Source organism: Achromobacter sp. Marseille-Q4962 (genome assembly GCF_943737005.1).
Classification (GTDB): domain Bacteria; phylum Pseudomonadota; class Gammaproteobacteria; order Burkholderiales; family Burkholderiaceae_B; genus Achromobacter.
On the sequence record NZ_CALSFU010000008.1, the window covers coordinates 87,497 to 113,065 of the forward strand.

22 protein-coding genes and 1 pseudogene are annotated in these 25,569 nt (G+C 69.6%); 11 read left to right on the forward strand and 12 right to left on the reverse strand.

Annotation, left to right across the window (positions count from 1 at the left end):
• Nucleotides 1-35: 35 nt before the first annotated feature.
• From NGJ44_RS08910 to NGJ44_RS08950, 9 genes and pseudogenes are all read right to left on the reverse strand, one after another.
• Nucleotides 36-575 carry a peroxiredoxin gene (locus NGJ44_RS08910; RefSeq protein ID WP_251863720.1) on the reverse strand — a complete coding sequence of 180 codons (540 nt, stop codon included), beginning with the start codon at nt 573-575 and terminating at the stop codon, nt 36-38.
• 66 nt (nt 576-641) lie between these two features.
• The gene (locus NGJ44_RS08915) at nt 642-2,003 is read right to left on the reverse strand and encodes an adenylate cyclase (protein ID WP_251863721.1); all 1,362 of its coding nucleotides are present in this window, start codon (nt 2,001-2,003) and stop codon (nt 642-644) included.
• A gap of 20 nt (nt 2,004-2,023) precedes the next feature.
• Nucleotides 2,024-2,176, reverse strand: a complete 153-nt coding sequence (locus NGJ44_RS08920) for a hypothetical protein (RefSeq protein WP_251863722.1) — start codon at nt 2,174-2,176, stop codon at nt 2,024-2,026.
• A 268-nt stretch (nt 2,177-2,444) separates the two neighbouring features.
• Nucleotides 2,445-4,526, reverse strand: a complete 2,082-nt coding sequence (locus tag NGJ44_RS08925; RefSeq protein ID WP_251863723.1) for a DUF8189 domain-containing protein — start codon at nt 4,524-4,526, stop codon at nt 2,445-2,447.
• A 131-nt stretch (nt 4,527-4,657) separates the two neighbouring features.
• On the reverse strand, nt 4,658-5,281 hold the full coding sequence (locus NGJ44_RS08930) for a glutathione S-transferase family protein (protein ID WP_053246697.1): 624 nt from the start codon (nt 5,279-5,281) through the stop codon (nt 4,658-4,660).
• 128 nt (nt 5,282-5,409) lie between these two features.
• Nucleotides 5,410-5,739 (reverse strand): YegP family protein, encoded by a 330-nt coding sequence (locus NGJ44_RS08935; RefSeq protein ID WP_251863724.1) that lies wholly within the window; start codon nt 5,737-5,739, stop codon nt 5,410-5,412.
• A gap of 218 nt (nt 5,740-5,957) precedes the next feature.
• Nucleotides 5,958-6,365: a DoxX family protein gene (locus NGJ44_RS08940; protein WP_053246699.1), complete on the reverse strand. Its 408-nt coding sequence runs from the start codon at nt 6,363-6,365 to the stop codon at nt 5,958-5,960.
• A gap of 104 nt (nt 6,366-6,469) precedes the next feature.
• Nucleotides 6,470-7,859 (reverse strand): annotated as a pseudogene (gene dbpA / locus NGJ44_RS08945) (ATP-dependent RNA helicase DbpA).
• An 80-nt stretch (nt 7,860-7,939) separates the two neighbouring features.
• Entirely contained in the window at nt 7,940-8,713 is a 774-nt protein-coding gene (locus NGJ44_RS08950) for an IclR family transcriptional regulator (RefSeq protein WP_251863725.1), read from the reverse strand.
• Nucleotides 8,714-8,873: 160 nt separating this feature from the next.
• Here NGJ44_RS08950 and xsc point away from each other — a divergent pair, with 160 nt between their 5' ends.
• From xsc to NGJ44_RS09005, 11 genes are all read left to right on the forward strand, one after another.
• Nucleotides 8,874-10,685 (forward strand): sulfoacetaldehyde acetyltransferase, encoded by a 1,812-nt coding sequence (xsc, locus tag NGJ44_RS08955; protein WP_251863726.1) that lies wholly within the window; start codon nt 8,874-8,876, stop codon nt 10,683-10,685.
• Between the two features lie 135 nt (nt 10,686-10,820).
• Nucleotides 10,821-11,741 carry a bifunctional enoyl-CoA hydratase/phosphate acetyltransferase gene (locus tag NGJ44_RS08960; protein WP_251863727.1) on the forward strand — a complete coding sequence of 307 codons (921 nt, stop codon included), beginning with the start codon at nt 10,821-10,823 and terminating at the stop codon, nt 11,739-11,741.
• A 132-nt stretch (nt 11,742-11,873) separates the two neighbouring features.
• Nucleotides 11,874-13,460 (forward strand): ABC transporter substrate-binding protein, encoded by a 1,587-nt coding sequence (locus tag NGJ44_RS08965; RefSeq protein ID WP_251863728.1) that lies wholly within the window; start codon nt 11,874-11,876, stop codon nt 13,458-13,460.
• Between the two features lie 12 nt (nt 13,461-13,472).
• Nucleotides 13,473-14,441 carry an ABC transporter permease gene (locus tag NGJ44_RS08970; RefSeq protein ID WP_053246715.1) on the forward strand — a complete coding sequence of 323 codons (969 nt, stop codon included), beginning with the start codon at nt 13,473-13,475 and terminating at the stop codon, nt 14,439-14,441.
• Nucleotides 14,438-15,337, forward strand: a complete 900-nt coding sequence (locus NGJ44_RS08975; protein WP_251863729.1) for an ABC transporter permease — start codon at nt 14,438-14,440, stop codon at nt 15,335-15,337. Before NGJ44_RS08970 ends, NGJ44_RS08975 begins: the two co-directional genes overlap by 4 nt.
• 20 nt (nt 15,338-15,357) lie before the next feature.
• Nucleotides 15,358-16,383 (forward strand): ABC transporter ATP-binding protein, encoded by a 1,026-nt coding sequence (locus tag NGJ44_RS08980; protein WP_251863730.1) that lies wholly within the window; start codon nt 15,358-15,360, stop codon nt 16,381-16,383.
• Nucleotides 16,383-17,408 carry an ABC transporter ATP-binding protein gene (locus NGJ44_RS08985; protein ID WP_251863731.1) on the forward strand — a complete coding sequence of 342 codons (1,026 nt, stop codon included), beginning with the start codon at nt 16,383-16,385 and terminating at the stop codon, nt 17,406-17,408. The genes NGJ44_RS08980 and NGJ44_RS08985 overlap by 1 nt, the downstream gene beginning before the upstream one ends.
• Nucleotides 17,409-17,479: 71 nt before the next feature.
• Nucleotides 17,480-19,135, forward strand: coding sequence for an amidohydrolase (locus tag NGJ44_RS08990; RefSeq protein ID WP_251863732.1), 1,656 nt, complete (start codon nt 17,480-17,482; stop codon nt 19,133-19,135).
• 1 nt (nt 19,136) lies between these two features.
• Complete coding sequence (locus NGJ44_RS08995) at nt 19,137-20,126, forward strand: CobW family GTP-binding protein (RefSeq protein WP_053245980.1); 990 nt, start codon at nt 19,137-19,139, stop codon at nt 20,124-20,126.
• 245 nt (nt 20,127-20,371) lie between these two features.
• Nucleotides 20,372-20,764, forward strand: a complete 393-nt coding sequence (locus tag NGJ44_RS09000; RefSeq protein ID WP_251863733.1) for a nuclear transport factor 2 family protein — start codon at nt 20,372-20,374, stop codon at nt 20,762-20,764.
• Nucleotides 20,765-20,787: 23 nt separating this feature from the next.
• Nucleotides 20,788-22,185, forward strand: a complete 1,398-nt coding sequence (locus NGJ44_RS09005) for an NAD(P)/FAD-dependent oxidoreductase (RefSeq protein WP_053245982.1) — start codon at nt 20,788-20,790, stop codon at nt 22,183-22,185.
• A 51-nt stretch (nt 22,186-22,236) separates the two neighbouring features.
• On the opposite strand, the gene pdxR is transcribed toward NGJ44_RS09005, so the two are convergent.
• From pdxR to NGJ44_RS09020, 3 genes are all read right to left on the reverse strand, one after another.
• A complete protein-coding gene (pdxR, locus tag NGJ44_RS09010) occupies nt 22,237-23,769 on the reverse strand; it encodes a MocR-like pyridoxine biosynthesis transcription factor PdxR (protein WP_053245983.1) in 1,533 nt (510 codons plus the stop codon).
• 117 nt (nt 23,770-23,886) lie between these two features.
• Entirely contained in the window at nt 23,887-24,711 is an 825-nt protein-coding gene (locus NGJ44_RS09015) for an ABC transporter permease subunit (RefSeq protein WP_053245984.1), read from the reverse strand.
• Nucleotides 24,704-25,537 carry a taurine ABC transporter ATP-binding protein gene (locus NGJ44_RS09020; protein WP_251863734.1) on the reverse strand — a complete coding sequence of 278 codons (834 nt, stop codon included), beginning with the start codon at nt 25,535-25,537 and terminating at the stop codon, nt 24,704-24,706. The genes NGJ44_RS09015 and NGJ44_RS09020 overlap by 8 nt, the downstream gene beginning before the upstream one ends.
• Nucleotides 25,538-25,569 lie beyond the last annotated feature (32 nt).

The window sequence follows — 25,569 nt, forward strand, 5'->3', positions numbered from 1 at the left end:
CGCGGCCGGGGCCGTCCGCCGGAGAAGCCGGCCCGCTACGGCTGGCGGGCCTTCCATTCCTTCAGGGCGCGCAGTGTGTTGGCCACGTGCCGGTCGGGATTCATGTCCGTGTACTCGTACAGCACCTTGCCCTGCGGCGAAATCACATAGGACACGCGCTGCGCGCGGTCGGGGCGGCGGTCGTGCACGGCATCGTAGGCGCGCATGATCTTGCCGTCGCCGTCGGCGGCCACCGCGAACTTGCTGCGGCATTCGCTGACCGAGAACTTGCGCAAGGTGTCGATGTCGTCGGCCGACACGCCGATGACGGTGGCGCCCAGCGCCTTGTATTCGTCCGTGGCTTCGGCGAAATCGTGGGCCTCGATGGTGCAGCCCTGGGTGAAGGCCGCCGGGAAGAAATACAGCACGACGGGGCCTTGCTTGAGCGCCTGCTGCAGGTGGAAGTCATACACCTTGCCGCCCAGCGAGGCGGGGGCGGTGAAATCGGGGGCGGGCGCGCCCACGTCCAGCGCGGCCCGGGCGGGCGAAGTGGCGAGCAGGCCGCAGGCCAGCAGCAGGGTGGCGATACGCGTCATTGAAATCTCCCTGGAGAAATCCGGCGCCGCCGCGAACGGCGGCGGCTTGTTCCATCTTTCCCGATATTAGTCCCGACCCGGGCCATCGCGCTCGCCGCGGCCTCCCCGGTGTTCGCCGCCGGGTTGCGCGCCGCGCGCTCCGCGGTCGCCCGCCTGCGGCCCGCCGCGTTCCGCGCGCGGGCCCGTGTCGCGGCGTTCGCGCGGCTGCGCCTCCGGACGCGAGCCCTGCCAGCCGGGCCTGTCGCCGCCGCGCCGGTCCGCTTCGGGAGCGCGTTCCTGGCCGCCGCGCGGCGGCGCGCGGAAGCGTTCCGCACCGGCATCGCGCGCCGGTCCGCGCGGCCCGGCATCGGACCCGGGCTGCGGCCGAGGCCCGCGCGCGCCGTCGTGCCCCGGCTGCTGGCCCGCGCGGTGCAGGGCATCGCGCCCGGGTTGCGAGCCCGGCGGGCGCGCGGCATCGGCCCCGGGCTGGCCTGTGCGGTGCAAGTCATCGCGCCCGGGTTGCGGCGATGGTCCACGGACGGCGTCATGCCCCGGCCGCAAGCCGGCGCCGCGCGGAGCATCGGGCACGTCCGGCGCGCCAGGGCGGCGGCCGGGGCCGCGGCCTGCGTCGGGGCCAGGAGCGTGCGCCGCATCGGGGCGCCCGTCGCGTCCGGGCCTGCCGCGTTCCGGCGCATGGTCCACGTAGGCATGCGGCGGCCGGCCGCGGTTGTGCTCGAAGAACTGCGCGCGGTTGGCGCCCGCCTCGCGTGCGAAACCGCGCTGCATGTCCGTGGGCGGATCGTGGCGCTCATGGCGCGCGGCCAGCTCGCGCGGATCGGGCGCGCGCCGTATGCCGCCCGGGCCGCCGTGATAGCTGATGCGGCGGTTGTCGTGGCGAATCGTCACAGGATGCGAATACACGTGGGTGATGCGCGTGATGTTCACGTTGGTCACGGCGCGGTTGTAGTAGTAATGGCCGCTCTTCCAGTAGCCGCCCACGAAGCCGATGCCGATGTAGCCGAAACCGTAATCGATGCCGCCGTAGAAGCCGATGTGAGGGCCCCAGTACCCCGGGTGCCACAGGTATGCGCCATCGGCGTAAGCCCAGTAGCCCGGCGTCCAGAGCGCGCCGGTGTAGGGCGCCGGCACCCATGCGCCCGGCACCCAGAAGAAGCCGTAGGCGTTGCGGCTCCAGTAGCCGGGCACCCAGATATAGCCGTCCGCCGGGGGCGGCGGCTGTGTGTAGACGGGCAGGGGCGGCGGCGGCTCGGGGCTGCGGTCCACCGGCGCGAGGTTCGCGCCGGCCGGATCCGTTGCGTCATAGTCATAGGCCGGCGCCGCTGGCGCGGCGGGCGCCGCCGGGGCCGCGACCTGGGCCCATGCCCCGAAGCAGGCGGCGGACAGGAGCGCGGCGGCCGCGGGCCGCCTCCAGGCAGGGCGCAATGTCATGGCGGTTCCCCGATGCGCCCTCAATAGGCGCGGTAGTAGTAATGCGGGCCCGGGTAGACGGGATAGTAGTAATGCGGCGCCGGACGATAATGCGGCGCATGCCGCGCGGGCACCACGATGCAACCGCTCAGCAGACTGGTCAGCGCAAGCAGCAACAACAGGCTTTTCTTCATTTTGACAAACTCCTGCGAGCGCGCGGCCCTGGCACCGCCAGATCCGGGCTCGTGCAGATTAGGCCACGACTCGCGGTCCGGCGTTCGTCCGTGTAATCGTTCCGAAACAGCTTTCGCGTGACCGATGTTTGCGCGCCGGTGACCGGGCGTGTCTGGCGTAGCGGTCTGTGCGATTTGGGGGGCGTCAGGCTTCGGAGAGCAGGACCGGGCCCTTCAGGTGCGCTTCGATCGCGTCCCCGCCGGGCGCATGCCGGCGGGAAACCGCGCGTCAATGCACGGAAGTCGGCGTGGCCGTGCGCGAAGCCTGGCTGGGCATGCGCTGTACGGCAAGCGTGTCGGGGTGGCTGGGCGAGGGCCGCACCACGACGGCGTTGTCGGCGTGGCCGGCGCCCAGGTTGGGCAGGTCGGCGGGGCGGGCGGCCACGGCCGTGAACGGTCCGCCGCCGCTGGGCGGCAAGCCGTCGAGGGTCAGGGGCTGGGCCCAGGCGCCGCCGTGGCGCGATAGCACCTGGTAACGCTGGCGCGCGCCAGCCGTGCGCGCGACGATGTAAAGCGTGTCGCCGATAATGCTGAGCGCGGGCGGCGAAGCGGCCTCGGCATCCAGGCTCACCGGCTTGCCGTGCTCTATCAGCCAGAGCTGGCCGCCCGTCCGTTCCAGGATCGCGAGCACGACGTTGCCCTGCGCATCGGCGCCGATGGCGGGCCGTCCGACATAGGGCAGTCCGAGGTCCGCCGGGGCGCTCCATTCCATGTCCAGGTTGCTGGTGTCGCCATCTTCCACCAGCCGGGTCAGGTGATTGTCGTCGCGCCGGCGGAAATAGAGCTCGACGCGCTGGTCGCGGCCGCGGATCGCCGCCAGGCCGCCGGCCGCCTGCGGCGCCGGCACGCGGCGCCATGCCTGCCAGGCGGGCTGCTCGCCCTTGCCGGCCGGCAGTTGCCGCGTATAGAAAAGCTCGCCCGCTTCGGTGACGGCGAAAACCACGTAGCGCCCGTCCGCGCCGCGCGCCACGGCCGGCGCGCCGGTCACGCCTTCCAGCGCGGGCAGGGCCTGCCAGGCGCCCCAACTGCCATCGATGCCGGACGGCGCGATCCAGTGCAGCTGCCCGTCGTAGCCCAGCGCCACGGCCGCCGCCTCGCCCAGCGGCGCCACGACGGGGATCTTGGCCACGCGCAAGCCGCCCAGCGCCTGCCAGCCCTGCCAGGTGCCGTCATGGCGCTGCTTGTTCGCCCACACGCCGCCCAGCGGGTCGCGCACCATCAGGCCGGCCGTGCCGTCGGCATGGGCGAACGTCACTAGCGGTCCGTTGGTGCGTCCGCCCAGGCATTGCCAGCGGCGCTGGCCGGAATCCCAGCGATTGACGGCCGCGTTGGTTTCGCCGGCGGCAAACACCACCAGCCCGCCGCGCCCGTCCGAATACACCTGCGGCGCCATGTCCTTGCGCGACACGTAATAGGCGCGCTGCACCCAGGCCGCGGCCGGCCCCGCGGGCTCCTTGCAGCCGGTCGGCCCCGCGCAGTAGTGGTAGTCGTTCCAGGCGTAGTGCTGGAAGATCATGGACTTATCGGCGATTTCCGCGTCGTCCAGGTTGCTGGCGCGTTCCTGGCTCGGATAGTCGATGTAGCCCGCCTCGGCATAGTTGCCGGGCACGCGCAGCATGGCTTCGCGCACCAGCCGCGCGCTGGCGATGTGGTCGGGATGCCCGTGGCCCGCGCAACGCCAGCACAGCTCCGTGTACGGAACGCTGATCGTATCGTCCAGGTGGCGCACCGTGGTCGGGCCGTACTGGCGGATCAGGCCGGCCAGGGTATCCACGAGCTGCGCGCGCGTGTAGACCTCCACATGCGGGCCCAGCGTGTCCACGCGCTGCCCGGGCTCGGACTCGGTGCGGCTCAGCGGCGTCAGGCTGCCCCAGCCCTTGCCCAGCCAGGGATCTTTCAGGCGCATGTGCCAGAGCTGCACGCGCGGATTGCCGCGCAAGGTGAAGCGCGCGATGGTGCGCCCGCTCACGGTGCCCGCGTCTTCCCGCCAGTCGTCGGGCTGATGCGCCATATAGGCGTAGGCCGAGCGTATGCCGCGCTCGCGGCCCAGCATATAGCCTTCGCCCTCGCCGGCGTCGCTGGCGGTCAGGTACACCACCCGCACACAGCCGCCCGCCTCGATGTTGGCGGCGATATCCGGGTTCATGAACAGCAGATCGTCATCCAGGTGGGCCACGAAAGCCAGGTCCTTGATGCCGTGGCATTGCGCCAGCGAGGGCGGGGCGGCCTGCGCAGGGCAAGAGATCAGGCTGACGAGCGCGCAGAAGAGCGCGCGGACCACCAGGCGCGGCAGGACCATCGGAACGGACATATAAGAGACGAACAGGGAATTGCAATGAAACGGGGAAAGGCGGTGCACGGCGCGGCGCCCGGGAAAGGGCGCGCGCGGGCCGGCACGCAACGGACTTCACTTCATGGCAGCCGGGGGCCGCACGTTCAGGTTCAGGCCTGGGCCTCCGCCACCGCGCGCTGCACCGCCGGGCGGTTGCCGACACGCTCCAGGTAGGCCGTCAGCTTGGGAAACCGCGTCATGTCCACGCCGTCGCCCTCCAGCCAGCTGCCGATCGTGTACAGATAGCCGTCGACGTAGCTGTAGCGGTCGCCCGCCGCCCAGGGGCCGGCGATCTGCGTTTCGAGGTAGGCCGCGCAGGCCGTCATCGTTTCGGGAACCTTGGCCCGCATCGCTTCGTGCGCCGCGGGGTCGTCCGCCCAGCGCGCGCCGCGCCGTTTGTGCGCATGCGCCACGTGCGCCGTCGAAGCCAGATAGCTCGCCAGCTCCTGAAGCCGCGCGAAGGCGAACGGATCGTCCAGCGGGGCCAGCTTCGCGTCCGGAAAGCTCTGCGCCACGAAAGCCAGCAGGGCAGGCGTCTCCGTCAGCACGCCCTGCGGCGTGGCCAGCGCCGGCACCCGGCCCTTGGGATTCACGCGCAGGTACTCCGCGCTCTGCTGCTGCCCGGCGGAGAAATCGAGCTTCACCAGATCGAAATCGGCGTCCGCCTCGCGCAGCGCGATATGAGTGGCCAGCGCGCACGTGCCGGGAGCGGTATAGAAAGTCCAACGTGACATCTGCGTTTCCTTGTATGGGGCTGCGTCGGATGCCAAGAATAACGGCGGCGGGCGCAAGGATAAAGGTGACGGGTCGAAGGGCGGGCCGCGCCGCCGCGACCGGAAGGCCGGCGCGGCCCGGGCCACGATCAGGTGTGGTCTTTCACGGTGGCGGCGGGGGCATTGGCCTTGACGGATTCGATGCCGTTATCCCGCGCCGCGGTGCCCGAATACATTTCGCTCTGGCCGATCACCTGCCCGTTTGCCGCGGTCAGCGTGAAATACGGCGAACCATTGGCCGCCGTCTTGCGCTCATACCTCGCATCGATCGGCGCATTCTGGCGGACCGACGCAATGCCGTCCTGGGCGCTGGCTTTCGAGGAATAGCGCTGGCTGCTGAGAATGATTTCGTGATTGCCCGCTTTCAGGTTGAACACATACTGATCGCCGCTGCGCTTCAATTCAAAGTAACCGCTCATGAAAATCTCCTATGTTGTTATTCGGAGTTGATCGGTGCTGCGATGCGTACATGCAGGAACGCGGGGCAATAATAGTTCAAGCTTTATGGTTCGGGAATGAAGATGCGCATTCCTTGAATATCGGCCGGCCTCGAAAACAAAGGCCGCCTCTTCGGCGGCCGCTCCTTCCGGCGCGGCGGCTGGCGCCGCCGGTCCGTGCGCCCAAGCGGCGCGCGCGTTTAATTCCACTTGCCGCCATTTCCGGCCAGGCTGAACCTTCCGGCTCCCATGAACGCGATAGCGAGCGCGCAGAAGAGGAACATGCCCTGTAGTTCCAGCGCCCAGCCGCCGCTATTGTTCAGGCTGGAGATTTGCCCGGTGTGCGCGAGCAGGATGGCGACCACCATATTGATGGCGATGATGAGGCCGCCCAGGCGGGTGTAGATGCCCACGATGATGAGCACCGGGGCGAGGATTTCGCCGATATAGACGCCGTAGGCGAGAAATCCGGGCAGGCCGTGCGAGGACAGCATGCCGGCGATGCCGCCGACGCCGCCGCCGGTGATCTTGAAAAGACCGTGCAACAGGATCAGGATGCCCAGCGCCAGGCGCAGGACCAGCTTGCCAGTGTCGTCGGATTTGAACATGTCTGGATTCTCTTTTTTAGTCCGGAATGCCGGACAGGCGCGGCCATTATGGCAAGACCCGGGGAAAATCATCAAGCTTTTGTCCCCGGAGCGTTAACTAACGCTTACAGCTCTTCCAGATAGCGCATGCGGAAGCGCCGGCCTTTGATGTTGCAGGCGGAAAGCCGGCCGTAGGCCTGCCTGGCGATGCGGCGGTCCAGGGCGACATAGGTGTTGTATTCGGTGACGTTGATCTTGCCCAGCTGTTCGAAGGCCAGCCCGCCTTCGCCGGTGAAGGCGCCGACCAGATCGCCGGGGCGCAGCTTGTCTTTCTTGCCGCCCTGGATGCAGAGGGTCACCATGGGTGCGCGCAGCGGCCGGTCGGCGCGCGGGCGCAGCGACTGGAGATCGCCCCAGACCAGGGGGGGCGCCCTGGTATTGCTCGATGAGGGTGGCCCAGCGCATTTCGTCGGCGGCGCACAGGCTGAGCGCCAGGCCCTTCTGTTCGCCGCGGCCGCTGCGTCCGATGCGGTGGATGTGCACCTCGGTGTCTTTGGTGACATCCACGTTGATGACGGCGCCCAGGTTCTGGATATCCAGCCCGCGGGCGGCCACGTCGGTGGCGACGAGGACGGCGCAGCTCTGGTTGGCGAACTGGATGAGGATCTCGTCGCGCTCGCGCTGTTCGAGGTCGCCATGCAGCGCGAGGGCGCTCACGCCCTGGTCGCGCAGGGTTTGCACCAGGTCGTGGCTGCGGGCCTTGGTGTTGCAGAAGGCCAGGGTGGAGGCGGGGCGGAAGTGGGCGAGCAGGCGCGCGACGGCGTCGAGCCGTTCTTCGGGGGCGATTTCGTAAAAGATCTGTTCGATGCGGCTGGCGTCGTGCCGGGCTTCGACCTTGACCTCGGCGGGGTTGCGCAGGAAGCGGGCGCTGAGCTTGCGGATGTTGTCCGGGTAGGTGGCCGAGAACAGCAGGGTCTGGCGCTTGGCCGGGCAGTGCGAAACGATGGCCACGATGTCGTCGTAGAAGCCCATGTCGACCATGCGGTCGGCTTCGTCCAGCACCAGGGTGTTGAGCCCGGCCAGGTCTAGATTGCCGCGCGCGAGGTGGTCCAGGACGCGGCCGGGGGTGCCGACGACGACGTGGGCGCCGCGGGCCAGGGACTCGGCCTGCGGGCGCACCGCGGCGCCGCCGCACAGGGTGAGCACCTTGATGTTGGGAATGAGGCGGGCCAGCCGGCGCAGTTCCTGGGCGACCTGGTCGGCCAGTTCGCGCGTGGGGCACAGCGCCAGCGTTTGCGGGGCGAACCAGGGCGGGTTGACTTTCTGCAGCGCGCCCAGGCCGAAGGCGGCGGTCTTGCCGCTGCCGGTCTTGGCCTGGGCGATCAGGTCGCGGCCTTCGAGGATGAGCGGCAGGCTTTGCGCCTGGATGGGCGTCATGCGCTCGAAGCCCAGGCTTTGCAGGTTCTGAAGCAGGGCGGGCGCAAGGGGCAGGGTGGAGAACTCGGTGTCGGTCACGGCAAGGCGGGCCCGCCACGAAGGGGGGGCGCAATAAGAAGCGTAGGGCGTGAGTGTAAGCCCTGGCGGGTCGGCGCGCCCTAGCCGGCGGGCGGCGGCGCGGGCGGCTCGTAGGTGCGCGCCAGCGCCGTGGCGGCCTGCTGCATGCGCGGCAGCCAGGCGCGCGCGGCGTCGATCGTGAGCCGGGCGACGGGGGCATGCAGGGCCACGGCGGCCACGACGCGGTTGCCCTGCATGATGGGCGCGGCCATGCACACGATGCCGAGCAGGAATTCCTCGCGGTCGAAGCTCGCGCCTTCCTTGCGGATCACGCGCAGCTCTTCTTCCAGCGCGTCCGGGTCGCACACGGTGTTGGGCGTGTAGCGGGGCAGCTCGGCGGCGCGCAGCACGCGCTGGCGGGCCTCGCGCCGCATGTGGGCGAGGAACAGCTTGCCGCTGGCCGTGCAGTGCAGCGGCACGCGCGACCCCGACTGCAGGTTGACGCGCAGCGGCCAGGCGGTTTCGACGCGGTCCAGGTAGATGACCTCGTCGCCGTCGAGCATGGTGCAGTTGCAGGTTTCGCCGATGGCGTCGACCAGGCTGTCGAGGATGCGGTGGCGTTCGGCCCGCAGCGGCGAGTTGAGCAGGGTGTCGCGCGCCATGGCGCACAGGCGGGGACCGCTGACGTAGCTCTTGCCGGCCGGTTCGCGCAGCAGCATGCCGGCGTCCACCAGCCTGGAGAGGATGCGCAGCACCGAGGGTTTGGGCAGCCCGGTGGCTTCGGTGAGGGCGGCCAGGCTCACCGGATTGGGGGAGCGGGCCACCTGTTCCAGCAGCGAAAGCGCGCGCAGCGCGGCGGAGGATTCGTCTTTCATCTTTCAATAATTGAAGATTCGGCGGCCTGGCGGCGTGGGATTGCGGATTTTGCGAAAAATGGAACGCACCAGGGTGGGCATGACGCGGGTTCTGCTGCAGTATCGGATCACTCCGGCCAATATGCAATGCGTTCCGGGCCGGTCCCGCCAGGAGAGAGACATGAGCAGCAAGCAACACATGACCCCCAGCGAAGCGTTCGTGGAGACGCTGGTGGCCCAGGGCGTCAAGGACGTGTTCGGCATTGTGGGTTCGGCCTTCATGGACGCGCTGGACCTGTTTCCCGCCGCGGGCATCCGCTTCGTGCCCACGGTGCACGAGCAGGGCGCCGCGCACATGGCCGACGGCTATTCGCGCGTGACGGGCCGCCATGGCGTGTGCATCGCGCAGAACGGCCCCGGCATCACGAATTTCGTCACTGGCGTGGCGGCCGCGTACTGGGCCCACAGCCCCGTGGTGGCCATCACGCCCGAAACCGGCACGTCGGGCATGGGCCTGGGCGGGTTCCAGGAAACCGACCAGATGCCGATCTTCTCGCGCATCACCAAGTACCAGGCCCACGTGAACCGGCCCGACCGCATCGCGGAATTCACGGCCAAGGCGTTTGACAATGCCATGGCCGAGCGCGGCCCGGCCCAGCTCAACATTCCGCGCGATTATTTCTATGGCGAGATCGACGTGGCCATTCCCGAGCCGCGCCGCCTGCGCCGCGGACCGGGCGCGGAGGAAGACCTGGAAGAGGCGGCGCGCCTGCTGGCTCAGGCGAAGTTTCCCGTCATCGTGGCCGGCGGCGGCGTGCTGTTCTCGGACGGGCAGGCGGAATGCGTGGCGCTGGCGGAACTGCTGGGCGCGCCCGTGGTGACCAGCTATCTGCACAACGACGCCTTCCCGGCCAGCCATCCGTTGTGGTGCGGCCCGCTGGGCTACCAGGGTTCCAAGGCCGGCATGAAGCTGCTGTCGCAGGCCGACGTGGTGCTCGCGCTGGGCACGCGGCTGGGGCCTTTCGGCACCTTGCCGCAGCACGGCCTGGACTACTGGCCGCAGAATGCGCGCATCATCCAGGTGGACGCCGACCACCGCATGCTGGGCCTGGTGCGCCCGGTGTCGGTTAGCATCTGCGGCGACGCCAGGCCCGCGGCCGCCTCGCTGACGGCACGGCTCAAGACCCTCGAGGTGGCCAGCGCGGCCACCCGCGAGCAGCGCGCCCGGGCCATCGCCGACGAAAAGGCCGCCTGGGAAAACGAGCTGAACGAGTGGACCCACGAGCGCGACGACTGGAGCGTGGACATCATCGAGCACAGCGGCGGCCGCATGCACCCGCGCCGCATGCTGCGCGAGCTGGAACGCGCCATGCCCCGGCACGTCATGGTGTCGACCGACATCGGCAACATCTGCTCGGTGTCCAATAGTTACCTGCGTTTCGACGAGCCCAATTCCATGCTGGCCGCGATGAGCTTCGGCAATTGCGGCTATGCGCTGCCCGCGCTCATCGGCGCCAAGCTGGGGCGCCCCGACCGGCCGGCCGTGGCCTATGTGGGCGATGGCGCGTGGTGCATGAGCTTCCAGGAGCTGCTGACCTGCGTGCGCGAGCAGATTCCGGTGACGGCGGTGGTCTTCCACAACGGGCAGTGGGGCGCCGAGAAGAAGAACCAGGTCGATTTCTACGGCCGGCGCTTCGTGGGCAGCAACCTGAAGAACCCGAACTTCGCCGAGCTGGCGCGCGCCATGGGCGCCGAGGGCGTGCGCGTGGAGCACGCCGACCAGGTGGGCGCGGCGCTGCAGGCGGCATGCCAGGCGCAGGCGGAGGGCAAGACCACCGTGCTGGAAATGATGGTGAGCCAGGAGCTGGGCGACCCGTTCCGCCGCGATGCGCTCAAGCAGCCGGTGCGCTTCCTGGACAAGTACAAGCCCTATGTGAACCAGCCTTTCGAGCCGGGCGAAACGCCGCTGCCGGTGGAGCCCGCGGGCCGCTGAACGGTCCGCGGCGCGCGCGGAAACAAGGCGGCAACGCGCCGCGCCTTCGCGCGGCGCGCGTCCGACCCGGCGCGAGCGCGCCGGGTCCAGTGCCGGCCGCGTCCATCAACGAGCGGCCGGCGGGAGCATCAGGACATGGCAAGCGATGGATTGTTCGACCCGCTGCGCGCGGCTGCGCGATCGGCGGGCAGGCGGCGCACCGCCGTCGCGTATCCGCTGTGCGAGAGCAGCATCGGCGCGGCCGTGCTCGCGCGCGACGCGGGCTACATAGAACCCGTGCTCGTGGGCCCGGCCAGCCGGCTGCTCGCGCTGCTGGAGGCCATGGGCCTGGGCGGCGAAGGGCTGGAGATCGTCGACACGCCCGACGACGAGACGCAGGCGGCGCAGGCGGCCGCGGCGCTGGCGCGCGACGGCGAGGTCGCCATGCTCATGAAGGGCAGCCTGCATACCGACCGCTACATGGGCGCGGTGGTGGCGCGCGACGCGGGCCTGCGCACGGGCAGGCGGGTGAGCCACGCCTTCGTGATGTCCGCGCACGCCTATCCCAAGCTTTTCCTGCTGACCGATGCGGCGGTGAACATCGCACCCAGCCTGCAGGAAAAGGCCGACATCGCCCAGAACGCCATCGACCTGGCGCGCGCGCTCGGCGTGGAGCGTCCCAAGGCCGCGGTGCTGTGCGCCACCGAATCCGTCAACCCGTCCATGCCGGCCACGCTGGACGCGGCGGCGCTCTCGAAAATGGCCGACCGCGGACAGATACGCGGCGGCGACATCGACGGGCCGCTGGCCTTCGACAACGCCATATCGCGCCAGGCCGCCGAGCAGAAGGGCATCCGCTCCTGCGTGGCGGGCGACGCCGACATCCTGCTCGTGCCCGACATCGAGGCCGGCAACATGCTCTACAAGGAACTGACCTGGATGGCTGGCGCCGGCGCGGCGGGACTGGTGCTGGGCACGCGCGTGCCGGTGCTGCTCACCAGCCGTTCGGACACGGTGCAGGCGCGGGTGGACAGCTGCGCGCTGGCCGTGCTGTATGCCCGCGCGCTGGAAGGGTAGCGCGGGCCCGCGCGGGCGGCTGGCACCAACAAGTGTGGCCGTCTGGTACTAAGCCCGGCCCGCCCGGATGGCTACGCTTATGCCACAGCCCGGCCACGCAAGGCCCGGGCGCAATAACTCAAGGGGATGAATATGCGCAGCGCATGGCAGTTCCTGGCTTCGATGGCCGCCGCGGCGGCGATGGCGGCGGGCGCGCAGGGCGCGCTGGCGGCCGACGCGCCCAAGCCCGGCGGCACGCTGGTGATCGGCTCCACGCAGGTGCCGCGGCATCTCAACGGGGCCGTGCAATCGGGCATCGCCACCGCCATGCCCAGCACGCAGTTGTTCGCCAGTCCGCTGCGTTTAGACGCCGACTGGAAGCCGCAGCCTTACCTGGCCGAGTCCTGGGAGCTGTCGCCCGATGCGCGCACGCTGACCCTGCATCTGCGCAAGGACGCGGTGTTCCACGACGGCAAGCCCGTCACCGCCGAAGACGTGGCGTTCTCGGTCATGGCGGTCAAGCAGAATCATCCGTTCCAGAGCATGCTGGCGCCGGTGGAGAAGGTGGACACGCCCGACCCGCATACGGCCGTGCTGCACATGTCCAAGCCTCACCCCGCGATCCTGCTGGCCATGTCGCCGGCGCTGATGCCGGTGCTGCCCAAGCACATTTATGGCGATGGGCAGGACCTGAAGTCGCATCCGCGCAATTCGGCGAACGTGGTGGGCTCCGGGCCGTATGTGCTCAAGGAGTTCAAGCCGGGCCAGGAAGTGGTGCTGGAGCGCTTCGACAAGTTCTTCCTCAAGGGCAGGCCCTATCTGGACCGCGTGGTGGTGAAGATCAACCCCGACGCCACCAACCTGCTCATCGGCCTGGAACGCGGCGACATCCAGGTGTTGCCCTACATGACCGAGCCCTCCATTCTGCGGCGGGCCAAGGACAACGCCGCGCTGGCCATGACCGGCCGCGGCTACGAGGGCATCGGCGCGCTGAGCTGGCTGGCCTTCAATACCGCGCGCAAACCGCTGGACGACGTGCGCGTGCGCCAGGCCATCGCCTACGCGGTGGACAAGCGCTTCATTACCAAGGCGCTCAACGGCGGCTTCGCCACGCCGGCCGATGGCCCCATCATCGGCACCAGCCCCTTCGCCGCGCAGGACGTCAAGAAGTATCCGCTCGATCTCAAGCGCGCGGAGCAGCTGCTGGACGAGGCGGGGTTCAAGAAAGACGGCAACGGCCAGCGCATGTCGCTCACCGTGGACTACATGCCGGGCAGCGACGTGCAGGGCAAGAACGTGGCCGAGTACCTGCGCAGCCAGCTCAAGAAGATCGGCGTGGCGGTGCAGGTGCGCGCTTCGCCCGATTTTCCGACCTGGGCCAAGCGCATCGCCGGCAAGGATTTCGACATGACCACCGACATCGTCTTCAACTGGGGCGATCCGGTCATCGGCGTGCACCGCACCTACCTGTCCACCAACATCCGCGACATCATCTGGACCAATACGCAGTCTTACGCCAACCCCAGGGTGGACGCGCTGCTGGAGCAGGCCGGCGTGGAAACCGACGAAGCCAGGCGCAAGGCGCTGTACGCGGAATTCCAGAAGATCGTCACGGAAGACCTGCCGATCGATTTCCTGACGGTGATCCCATACCACACCCTTTACTCCAGGAAGGTGCACGGGCTGCCCGACGGCATCTGGGGCCTGCTCTCGCCCCTGGACGAAACCTACATCCAGTAGCGGGAGGGCGCCATGCTGCGATACCTGGGGCGACGTCTGGCGTATGCATTGTTGCTGCTGCTGGCGGTGGTCACGCTGAATTTCCTGCTGATCCACATCTCGCCGGGCGATCCGGTCGAAACCATCGCCGGATCCATGGGCGGCATCAGCGAGGAGCTGCGGGCGCAGTTGCGCGCCCAGTACGGGCTGGACAAGCCGTTCCTGACGCAGCTCGGGCTCTACCTGATGCAGGTGCTGCATGGCGACCTTGGCTATTCCTATTATTTCAACCTGCCGGTGTCGCAGCTGATCTGGGACCGCGTGCCCGCCACGCTGCTGCTGGTGGTGACGGCCGTGCTGGGCGCCTTCATCTCGGGCACGCTGCTGGGCACGCTGGCCGCCAGGAAGCCCAACGGGCCGCTTTCGCAGGGCATCACGCTGTTGTCCATCGTGGGGTACTCGGCGCCGGTGTTCTGGACCGGCATCATTCTCATCATCCTGTTCGCCTCGGTGCTGCCGGTGTTTCCGGTATCCGACATGCGCAGCGCCGGCGGGCCGGACGAAGGCTGGGCGGGCGCGGCCGACGTGCTGCATCATCTGGCGCTGCCCGCCTTCACGCTGGGTTTCGTGTACCTGGCGCAGTACAGCCGGCTCGCGCGCGCCAGCGTCATGGAGGCGTTGTCGGCGGATTACATCCGCACGGCCCGCGCCAAGGGTCTGGCGGAAAACACGGTGCTCTACAAGCACGCCCTGCGCAACGGCGTGCTGCCGGTGGTCACCATGCTGGGCCTGCAGTTCGGCAATGTGCTGGCCGGGGCCATTCTGGTGGAGACGGTGTTCAACTGGCCCGGCCTGGGCCGGCTGGCGTTCGATTCGGTGCTGCGCCGCGACTATCCCACGCTGCTCGGCATTCTGCTGTTCGCCTCGATGCTGGTGGTGGTGATGAACCAGCTCACCGACGCGGCCTATCGCCTGATAGACCCCAGGATCAAGACCTCATGAGCCAGACTCCCGTCGCACCCCTCGACCGGGTTCCCGCCGCCGCGAGCCGCGCGCCGGCTCCGCAGTCCTGGGAATCCCTGCGCGTATTCTTCCGCAACCCCTCGGCCGTGTTCGGCGTGATGCTGCTGCTGGCCATCCTCGCGGTCACGCTGGTCGGGCCGGTGCTCATGCCCGCCGACCCGTTCGAAATCGCCGGGGCTCCCATGGACCCGCCGGGCGCCGACCTGCCGCTGGGCACCGACTACCTGGGCCGCGACGTGCTCGTGGGCATCGTGCACGGGGGACGCGCCACGCTGCTGGTGGGCGTGGTGGCGGCCGTGCTGTCGGTGCTGATCGGCGTGACCGTGGGCGCGCTCGCCGGCTACTACGGCGGTTGGATCGACGAGGCGCTGATGCGCGTGACGGAGTTCTTCCAGGTGTTGCCCACGCTGCTCTTCGCCATGGTGCTGGTGACGCTGTTCTCGCCCTCGCTGGCGACCATCGCCGTGGCCATCGGCGTGGTGAGCTGGACGGGCACCGCCCGCCTGGCGCGCGGCGAGTTCCTGCGGCTCAAGCGGCGCGAATACGTGCTTGCCGAGAGAGTCATCGGGGCCCGCGACGCGCGCATCATCTGGCGCGTGATCCTGCCCAACGCGCTGGCCCCGCTCATCGTGTCGGCCACGCTGGCCGTGGGCACGGCCGTGCTCTTCGAGGCGGGCCTGTCCTTCCTGGGCCTGGGCGACCCCAACATCATGAGCTGGGGCCTGATGATAGGCAGCAACCGGCCCTACATTCTCACGGCCTGGTGGGCCGTGACCTTGCCCGGCGCCGCCATCTTCCTCACGGTGCTGGCGGTCAGCCTGATCGGCGACGGTCTGAACGACGCCCTCAATCCCAACTCGCGGGGGCGGGCATGACGGCGGCGCGCGAGGCCGCGATGGATATTGCGGGCGATGCGCCGGCATCGGCGGGCGCGCCCGCCACGGTGCTGCAGGTGGAAGACCTGTCGCTGGAGTTCCGCGCCCGCGGCCGCAGCGCCGAGGTGCTGAGCTGCGTGAGCTTCGCGCTGCGGGCCGGCGAAACGCTGTGCCTGGTGGGCGAATCGGGATGTGGCAAGAGCATGACGGCGCTGGCGATCATGCGGCTGGTGCCGCCGCCGGGCCGCATCGGCGGCGGACGGGTGCGCCTGCGCGGCGCCGACCTCGCCAGCCTGGACGAAGCGGCCATGCGGCGGGTGCGCGGCAACCATCTCTCCATGATTTTCCAGGAGCCCATGACGGCGCTGAACCCCGTCTACACCGTGGGCGAACAGATCGCCGAGCCGCTGCGTCTGCACCAGGGCCTGGACCGGCGCCAGGCGCGCGAACGCGCCGTCGAGATGCTGCGCTCGGTGGGCATTCCGCTGCCGGAGCGGCGCGTGGACGATTATCCGCACCAGATGTCGGGCGGCATGCGCCAGCGCGTCATGATCGCCATCGCGCTGGCCTGTGACCCGGAGGTGCTGATCGCCGACGAACCCACCACGGCGCTGGACGTTACCGTGCAGGCGCAGATCTTCGACCTGTTGCGAGAACAGCAGGCGCGGCGGGGAACCGCCGTATTGCTCATCACGCACGACATGGGCGCGGTATCGGAAATGGCGGACCGCGTGGTCGTGATGTATGGCGGCCGCGTGGTGGAGCAAGGGGCTGCCGGCGAGGTGCTGTCGCGGCCGCTGCATCCATACACCCGGGGGCTGATCGCCTGTCTGCCCGAGCTGGACCGCGCGCCGGGCGACCTGCGCCCGGACCTGCCCGAGATTCCGGGCGTCGTACCTTCCATCTGGGACCGCGGCGAGGGCTGTCCTTTCTTCGACCGTTGCGGCCAGGCCATGCCGCGCTGCCGCGGCGCCTTTCCGCCGCTCGCACAGGCGGGCGCGCGCGGGCACGACGTGGCATGCTGGCTCTATCCGGAGACGACGTAATGGCGCAAGCGCAATCGGCGGCCGGCGGGGCCGCGCCGCTGCTGTCGGTGCGGGACCTGGCGGTGCATTTCCCGGCCGGCCGGCGCGCCGGGCGGCCCGTGGTGGTCAAGGCGGTGGACGGCGTGTCGTTCGACCTGGAGCGCGGGCGCACGCTCGCCATCGTGGGCGAGTCCGGTTCGGGCAAGACCACCACGGCGCTGTCCGTGCTGCGCCTGTCCGAGCCCACGTCCGGCTCCATCCATTTCGACGGGCAGGACCTCACCGCCCTGCGCGGGGAGCCGCTGCGCAAGATGCGGCGCCGGCTGCAGCTCGTATTCCAGGATCCGTACTCCTCGCTCAACCCGCGCCAGCGCGCCGGCGACATCGTGCGCGCGCCGCTGGACCTGATGGGCATCGACCCGCCGGGCGGGCGCGAGGCGCGGGTGGCGCAGATGTTCGAACTGGTGGGGCTGAGGCCCGAACAGCGGACCATGTTCCCGCATCAGTTCTCGGGCGGCCAGCGGCAGCGGCTCAACGTGGCGCGGGCGCTGGCCAGCGCGCCGGACCTGATCGTGTGCGACGAGCCCGTTTCCGCGCTGGACATCGCCATCCGTGCGCAGATCCTCAATCTGCTGCGGCGCATCCAGCGCGAGCAGGGACAGTCGTTTCTTTTCATTTCGCACGACATGGCGGTGGTGGAGCACATCTGCGACGACATCGCCGTGATGTACCTGGGCAAGATCATCGAGCGCGCCTCGCGCCGGGCGTTCTTCACGCGGCCGCTGCATCCGTACAGCGTGGCGCTGATGTCCGCGGTGCCCACGGTCAAGGGCGGGCGCGAGGTGGCCGCCCGCCGCGTGCGGCTGTCGGGCGACCCGCCCAGCCCCGTGGACCCGCCGCCAGGCTGCCGCTTCGCGGGCCGTTGTCCCGCCGCGGCGCCCGCCTGTTCCGAGCGCGAGCCGCCGCTGCGCGAAGTGGCGCCCGGCCACAGCGTGGCCTGTCATTTCGTGGCGGTGCGCGACGGCGCCGTGACCGCGCCGCTCTAGGCTGGACATGATCCGGGCGCAACGGCCTTCCGCGCCATATTTCCCGCTTCTCAAATATCGAGGACAGAACCATGCATTCATCCAGCGCCAGGACGACCATCTACGCCGCGCGCACCATCCTGACCATGAATCCGGCGCAGCCGCGCGCCACCCATGTGGCGGTGCGCGACGGACGCATTCTGGGCGTGGGCGGCCGGGACGACCTGGCGGGCTGGGGGCCGGCCGAACTGGACGACCGTTACGCGGACCGCGTGCTCATGCCCGGGCTGGTGGAGGGGCATTGCCACCTGCCGGAGGGCGGCATGTGGAAGTTCGTCTACGTGGGCTACTACGACCGCCGCGGGCCCGACGGCAGGCTGTGGGAGGGCCTGCGCAGCTTCGAGGCCGTGGCCGGCCGCCTGCGCGAGGCCGAGCGGTCGCTGGCGCCGGGCGAAACCCTGATCGGCTGGGGCTTCGACCCGATCTTCTTCGGCGGCGAGCGCATGAACCGCGCGCATCTGGACGCGGTGTCGCGCGCGCGGCCGGTCGTGGTCATGCACGCCAGCATGCACCTGATGAACGTGAACACGCTCATGCTGGAGCGCGCCGGCATCGATGCCGATACCGACGTGGACGGCGTCAGCCGGCTGGAAGACGGCAGCCCGAGCGGCGAGCTGTGCGAGTTCGCCGCCATGTTCCCGGTGCTGCGGCTGATCGGCAACCCGTTCCGCACCGTGGGGCTGTCGGAAGACGGCCTGCGCCTGTTCGGCAAGGTGGCGCAGTGGGCCGGCGTCACCACCGCCACCGACCTGGTCAACGAGCTCGACGGCGACGGCCTGGCGCGGCTCGCGCGCATCACGGCCGAGGACGACTACCCGGTGCGCATCGTGCCGGCCGCTTCCGCGCTGACCTATGCGGGCGATCCCGCGCGTTGCCTGGCCAGGCTGCAGGAAGTGCGCCGGCTCAACCACGACAAGCTGCGGCTGGGCATGGTCAAGCTGGTGGTGGACGGCTCCATCCAGGGGTTCACGGCCCGGGTCCGCTGGCCGGGCTATTACAACGGCGCGCCGAACGGCATCTGGGTCATTGCGCCCGGCGAGCTCGACGCCATGGTGCAGGCGTATCACGAGGCCGGCGTGCAGCTGCACATCCACACCAATGGCGACGAAGCCACCGAGCTGGCCATCGATGCCGTGCAGCGCGCGCTGCAGAAGCATCCGCGCCTGGATCACCGCCATACCCTGCAGCATTGCCAGATGGCGGACGCGGCGCAATTCCGCCGCATGGCCAGCCTGGGCATGTGCGCCAACCTGTTCGCCAACCACATCTACTATTGGGGCGACGCGCACTACGCGCTCACCATGGGTCCGGACCGCGCCAACCGCATGGACGCATGCGCGTCGGCCGCCCGCGCCGGGGTGCCATACGCCATCCACTCCGACGCGCCCATTACGCCGCTGGGTCCGCTGTTCACCGCCTGGTGCGCCGTCAACCGTTGCACGGCGTCCGGCCGTGTGCTGGGCGAAAGCGAGCGCATCGGTGTGGGCGAGGCGCTGCGCGCCATTACGCTGGGCGCGGCCTACACGCTGCACATGGACCACCTGGCGGGCTCGATCGAAGTGGGCAAGTACGCGGATTTCTGCGTGCTGGACGAAGATCCTTCCGCCGCCGCGCCCGAGCGGCTCAAGGACATCGCGCCGCGCGGCACGGTGATCGGCGGCCGGCCGCTGGACCTGGAGCCCGCCTGAGATGCCGCGCATTCCCCTGACGGTGGTGGGCGGTTTCCTGGGTGCGGGCAAGACCACGCTGCTGCGCCATGTCCTGCAATCGGCGCCACGGCGCACGGCGGTGCTGGTCAACGACTTCGGGCCGATGGACATCGACGCGGGGCTGGTCGCCGGCCGCGCGGACGAGGTCGTGCGGCTGGCCAACGGCTGCGTCTGTTGCTCGCTGTCCAGCGGCCTGGACGAGGCCCTGGCGCGCATGCTGGCGCTGGACCCGCCGCCGGCGTGGATCGTGATCGAGGCGAGCGGCGTCTCGGACCCGGGACGCATCGCGCAGGTCGGCCTGTCCGATCCGCTGCTGCAGTTGGAAACCGTGGTCGTCGTGGCCGACGCGGCCGCGATACGCGCCCAGGCCGCCGATCCGCTGCTGGCCGATACCCTGGCGCGCCAGTTGCGCGCGGCGGGGCTGCTGGTGCTGAACAAGACCGACCTGGCCGACCCGGCGCAGGCCGGGAACCTGCGCCGCTGGCTGGAAGAGGCATCCGGCGGAGCGCCGGTGCTGGAGACGAGCGAGGGCAGGGTCGATCTGCACGCACTGCTCGACGCCGGCGGGCAGGCGGAATGCCGCGCCGGCGGCTGCGCGCCCGGGCATCCGCATGAAGAGGTCCGCGCGCCCGTCCATGGCGGCGTGCTCGCGCGCCAGACGCACCCCGAACCCGCCGTCCATCCCTTCCAGAGCTGGACCTGGCAAGCTCCCGCGCTGCTGGACGCCGACCGCTTCGCGCAGGCACTCAGGCAACTGCCACGCGCCATCCTGCGCGCCAAGGGATGGGTGCGCACGCAGCGCCATGGCTGGGTTCTCGTCCAGCTCGCCGGCGGTCGCGTGCGCTACGACACGCAGGCGGCGCGGCCGGAAGACGCATCCTTCCCCGCCCTGGTGCTCATCGCTTTGCGCGGCCAGACCTCCCCCGATCTCATCGCCGCAAACCTGAACCGCGCCGCACACATATCCTGAGCCGCGGCGCGCGCATGCGACATGCCGCCCCGCAGCCAGGCAAGATGCCCCGCGCAAGCAACCGGCGCGCCCCCCTCGAGCAGGGCCGGCCGAGGAGGGCGCGCCGCGGGCGTTTCGGGGGAGGGCATCTCCAGAGGGGGCCGCAACTGGTGCAAGCGATTCCCCGCGTCTGGTTCTAGACCCTGCGCCGCGCGCCTTTTACCTTGGCATCTGGCATGGCGCATGTCGCGCGGAGGAGAGCCGTAATGCAGAAGACCGTTACCGTGGAGATGCTGGCCGAGTTCGCGGCCGCGTGGAACCGCCACGATATCGAGGCCCTGATGTCGTTCATGAGCGAGGATTGCGTGTTCGAAACCGTGGCCGGCCCCGAGGCCTGGGGCAGCCGGCATACGGGCCGCGACGCGGTGCGCGCGGCCTTCGCGGCGGCATGGCAGAACTTTCCCGACGCGCAATGGCGCAACGGCCGCCACTGGGTCGCCGGCGACCGCGGCGTGTCCGAGTCCACGTTCACGGGCACCGCGGCCGACGGCACGCGCGTGGAGGCCGACATGGTGGATGTGTTCACGTTCAAGGACGGCAAGATCCAGGTCAAGAACGCCTTCCGCAAGCAGCGCCCGCCGCTGCCCGCACAAGCCTGACGCGCCGCTGCCAAGGAGCCGCCATGGATGTCCAGACTTCCGTTGCGGGCGCGCGCCCGCCGTCCAGCCCCTACGATCCCGACTACGATCCGTTGGTTTCCCGCCCCGGGCGAGGGCAGGACTATGCGCCTACGTACTGGGTCGCCACGGCCGGCCCGCCGCCCGAGGACGACGGGCCGGTCGAGGGCGACGCGGACGCAGACGTGGTCATCGTGGGGTCCGGCTTCACGGGGCTGTCGGCGGCGTTGACGCTGGCGCGCGACTTCGGCGTGCGCGCGACGGTGCTGGAAGCCAACCGGGCGGTCTGGGGCTGCACCAGCCGCAACGGCGGGCAGGGGCAGAACGCATCGGGCCGCCTGTACCGCTCGCAGTGGATCCAGCGCTGGGGCGTGGACACCGCCCGCCGCCTGGACGCGGAAATCCGCGACGGTTTCGAATACTGGAAAAGCCTGGTGGCGCAGTTCGATTGCGACGCGCAGCCCGGCGGCCACCTCTACACCGCGCACCGCGAGAAGAAGATGGGCTTTCTGCGCAGCGAGGCCCGCGTCATGCGCGAAGTGTTCGGCTACGACACGCGCATCCTGAGCAAAGACGAGCTGCGCGAGCGCTACGTGGACGACCACGAGGCGGTAGGAGCCATGCTGGAGCCGGACGGCGTGGGCGTGCATCCGCTGAAGCTCGCGTTCGGCTACATGAGGCAGGCCCGCGCCCTGGGGGCGAGCCTGCATCCGGCCAGTCCCGTGCTGGGGTGGCGGCGCGAAAACGGCGCCTACCTGCTGCGCACGCCGGGCGGCACGGTGCGGGCCCGCAAGGTGGCGTTCGCCACGGGCGGCTACACCGCGCAGGGCATCGATCCCTTGCTGGACAACCGCATCATGCCCGTGCTTTCCAACTCCATGGTGACGCGCGTGTTGAGCGCCGAGGAGCGCGAGCGCGCCGGCCTGAAAAGCACGGTGTTCATCACCGACACGCGCACGCTGCGCTTCTACTACCGCCTGCTGCCCGACGGCCGCATGCAGATCGGCAGCCGTAGCGCCCTGCGCGGCGCGGATGCCCGCAATCCGCGCCACCTGGCGCTGCTGCGCGAGGGGCTGGCGCGCAAGTTTCCCGCGCTGCGCGACGTGGAGGTGGCCTACTCGTGGTGGGGCTGGGTGGATGTGAGCCACGACATGATGCCGCGCATCAGCCAGCCCGATCCGGACCAGCCGCTTTACTACGCATTCGGCTACGGCGGCAACGGCGTCTCGTTTTCGGCGCAGGCGGGCAGGCGGCTGGCGCAACGCATCATGGGCCAGGACGGCGCACCCTGGGACTTGCCCATTTACGACACGCCGTTGCCCGGCCATGTTTTCGCGCCGTTCCGGCGCATCGGACAGGGCTTGCTGTACCGCTGGTATTACCTGCGCGACGAAGTGCTGTAGAAGACGCTGCGGCGGAGCCTGGCGGCGCGGGCTGGCCCCGGGGCGCGGCGTTCAGGCCGCCGCCCGCATCCGGCAGCGGCGCGCCACGTCGGCCAGCCGCGCGATGCCCGGCGCGATCTGTCCGGCGCGGATGGACGTGAAGCCGATGCGCAGGCAGTTGCGCGGCGCGTGCGCGCCGTCCATGAAGAACACGTCGCCGGGTTCCACCACGACGCCTTCGGCCAGCGCGGCCTGCGCCAGCTCGACGGCGTCCAGCCAGGCGGGGCCCTGCACCCAGCAGGACGACGAGCCGGTGATCGGCGTGACCCGGAAATCGGGCAAGTGCTCGGCCAGCGCGCGCGCCAGTTCGGCGCCACGCTGCTGGTAGGCCTGCGACTGCCGCCGCAGCAGCGCATGGTGATGGCCGAGCGAAATGAACAGCGAAAACGCGCGCTGGATATAGGCCGACGGATGCCGCAGCATGAGGCGGCGCAGCGCGCGCAGCTCGCTGGTGAGTTCGCGGGGGGCCACGATGTAGCCGATGCGCAGGCCGGGCGCGAACGACTTGGCCAGGCTGCCCACGTAGATGACGCGGCCTTCGCGGTCCAGGCTCTTCAAGGCGGGAATCGCGCCTTCGCCCCAGCGGCTCTCGCTTTCGAAGTCGTCTTCGATGATGAGGCTGTCGGTCTGGCCGGCCAGGGTCAGCAGATCCTGGCGGCGCTGGGCCGACAGGGTGACGGTGGTCGGGCACTGGTGGCCCGGCGTGACGAAGATGTAGTCGCAGCCCAGCAGGTGGGTGCCGGTGCACAGGCCCTCGCCATCCACCGGCAAGGGCAGGAGGTGCCGCGTGCGGCTGGCGAAGATGTTGCGCGCATCGGGATAGCCCGGGTCTTCCATGCCGACCACGGTGTCTTCGTTGATGAGGAGGTCGGCCAGCAGGTAGAGCGCGTGCTGCGCACCCACGGTCACGACGATTTCCTCGGCGTCGGCCCACACGCCGCGGCGCGGCAGCACCTGGGTGCGTATCTGCTCGATCAGGGCGGCGTCGTCGTGGGTGATGAGATCGGGCGCCCAGCTCCGTATGTCCAGCACCGACAGCGCCTTGATGCAGCATTCGCGCCATTCGGCGGTGGGAAAGAGATCGGGGTCGTATTGCCCGTAGACGAAAGGGTAGGGCTGTTTCTGCCAGTCTCGCGGCTTGCTGATGTTGCGCTGCCGCGAAGGGCGCAGCCGCAGCCGCTCTTCCCAGCGCACGGGCGCGCAGGTCTCGGCGTCCGGCGCACAGCAGGCGGCTTCCAGGGACGCGCCGGAATGGCCCTGCATCACCGTTTCGCTCACGAAATGGCCGCTGCGCTCGCGCGAAACCAGGTAGCCTTCGCTGACCAGTTGCTGGTAGGCGAACACCACGGTGTTGCGGGCGATGCGCAGCTGGTCCGCCAGGTAGCGGCTGGACGGCACGGGCGCGCCGGGAGGCAGGTGTCCGCTGAGTATGGCCGACACCAGCATCTGCCGCACCCGGCCCTGCAGGCTGAGGTTGGGCGCGCTTTCCATTTCGAACAGGCGCTCCCACAACACGGGCTTGAGCATGGAAGCCTGGCTGGACATGAGGACTCCTTCAAGAACGGGTGCGCAGGCGCGCCCTCCCGGCGCAGCCGGAAGGGCGCGGTTTCCGCACTCCAGCATAGAGGAGCCGGGCGGGGCGGGGAATGGGGGATTGCCCTGTCAGATGCGTCCCTTCCAGGGAATGGCGAATTTCTCCAGATAGCGCACCAGCAGGTCGAACGCGAACGCGAACACGCCGATGACAATGATGCCCATGATGACGGTGTCGCTGGCCAGGAACTGGGCGGCGTTGAGCACCATGAAACCCAGGCCCCGGTCGGACGCCACCATCTCGGCGGCCACCAGCGTGGTCCAGCCCACGCCGATGCCGATCCGCATGCCGGTGAAGATCTCCGGCAGCGCGGCCTTCAGCACCACGTGCCAGACGATCTGGGCCGGCGTGCCGCCCATGGCGTAGGCCGCGTGCACCTGTTCGATGGACACCGAGCGCACGCCGGCGCGCGCGGCGATGGCCATGGGAGCGAAGATCGCCAGGTAGATCAGGAAGATCTTGGGAAACTCGCCGATGCCGAACCAGATGATGATGAGCGGCAGGTAGGCCAGGGGGGGCAGGGGCCGGTAGAACTCGATGGGCGGATCGAAGATGCCGCGCGCATAGCGGTTGACGCCCATCAGGATGCCCACCGGAATGGCGGTGGCGCAGGCCAGGAAAAAAGCGCCGAACACGCGCGACAGGCTGGCCGCGGCATGCTCGGCCAGTGTGGAGTTGGCCACGCCTTCGGTCATGGCGACGATGAATTTGTCGTAGACCGCCATGGGCGAGGGCAGAAAGAGCGGCTTGACCCAGCCCATGCCTGTTACCAGGAACCACAGCGCGACGAGCGCGATGCTGGTCAGCAGGCTGATGTGGCCGCTGTAGCCCGCGCCCGGCGCGCCGTATACCTTGCCCGGCTTGGCGGGCCTGCCCCGGCTGCGCTCAGACATGGAGCGCCTCGGCGCGGACGCTGCGTTCGTCGCCATAGATGATGCCAAGGACTTCTTCTCGCATGGCGATGAAGTCGGGACTGGATTTGATGCCGCGTCCATCTCGGGTCTCCAGGTAGCGCCGGTTGAAGTCCGGCGTGAAGGTGTGCGTGATGCGTCCGGGCCGCGGCGACATGACGATGAGCCGCGAGCCCAGGAACAGCGCTTCTTCCACGCTGTGGGTGATGAAAAAGAACATCTTGTGGGTCTGGCGCCAGATGTGCAGCAGCAGCTCCTGGATGGTTTCGCGCGTGAGCGCGTCCAGCGCCGCCATGGGCTCGTCCATGAGCAACATGGCCGGATCGCAGGTCAGCGCGCGCGCAATGCCCACGCGCTGCTGCATGCCGCCAGATAGCTGGTAGATCATGTGCCGGTGGAAGTCCTGCAGGCCCACCAGCTCCAGGTTGCGCTGCGCGCGGGCGCGGCGCGTGGCTTTGTCCACGCCCTGCAGCTTGAGGCCGAACTCCGTGTTGTCGAGCACGTTCAGCCAGGGCAGCAGCGCGTGTTTCTGGAACACCACGCCGCGGTCGGCGCCGGGGCCGGTGATCGGCCGCCCCGCCAGGGTGATGCTGCCTTCCGTGGGCGACAGAAAACCCGCGAGCAGGCTGAGCAGGGTGGTCTTGCCGCAGCCGGACGCTCCCAGCGCGACCACGAACTCGCCCGGCTCGATGGTGAGGTTGACGTTCTGCAGCGCGATGACCGGCCCGCTGTCGTGCAGGCCGGGGTAGGTCACGCTGACTCCTTCTGCGCGCAGGGTCTGCGCGGCGGATGCGGATGGCTGGCTCATGGCCCGATTCCCCTTGTGGCGTCGCGCCCGCG